This is a genomic window from Caballeronia sp. LZ033, from assembly GCF_031451265.1.
Lineage (GTDB): Bacteria > Pseudomonadota > Gammaproteobacteria > Burkholderiales > Burkholderiaceae > Caballeronia.
In genome coordinates, this window is the sequence record NZ_JARUXQ010000039.1 from 1 (window position 1) to 771 (window position 771).

At 62.3% G+C, this 771-nt stretch carries 1 pseudogene; it reads left to right on the forward strand.

The window, feature by feature from the left end:
- A pseudogene (locus tag QCE62_RS35085) lies at positions 1 to 771 on the forward strand (type IV secretion protein Rhs); the annotation flags it as partial.

The following is a 771-nucleotide window of genomic DNA, read 5'->3' on the forward strand; positions in this document are numbered from 1 at the left end:
CGCTATGACGGGCTGGGACGCACGGTTGCAGCAGTGGACCCTGCAGGAAACAGGACCACGTGGGAATACGATCTGTGCGGCAATCTGCTGACGCACACGCTGCCGGATCGCAGCGCGACGCGCACGGAGTACGACGACAATCTGCGGCCTATCGCTATTACTGATCCGGAAGGCGGCCAGTGGAAGCAAACGTGGGACACGCGCGGAAATCTCGTTGAGCAGATCACGCCCTCGGGCCTTGTCACCGCATTCGGCCACGATACCCGCGGCCAGCTCGTAAAGGTGCGCAACGCCGCGCAACAGGTCACGACACTCGCCTATGACGCACTGGGCTATGTCGCCGCTTTGACGGATGCATTGGGTCGCACCACGCGATTGAAGCACGACGCGCGCGGCAAGCTGATCGAACGGCAATCGCCGGGCGAGGAAGCCGCCACCTATAAATGGGACGCCAAGGGGCGACTCGTGGCCCGTACTTCGCCGGGTTACGTGTTTTGCGCATACGACGCCGAAGACAACCTCACGCAGTACACCGATGAAGCGGGCCACATCACGCGTTTCAGCGTCTTTGGACAGGGCCAGTTGGCGAGCCGCATCGACGCCAATGGCAGCGTCACGCACTATCGCTACAACACGGAAGAACAACTGGTTGGCGTGATCAATGCGCGGGGCGAAACGTGGCATCTGAAGCGCGATGCGGTGGGACGGCTGGTTGAGGAAATCGGCTATGACAAGCGCTCGCGCCGCTACGCCTACGATCCGGCGGGGCAT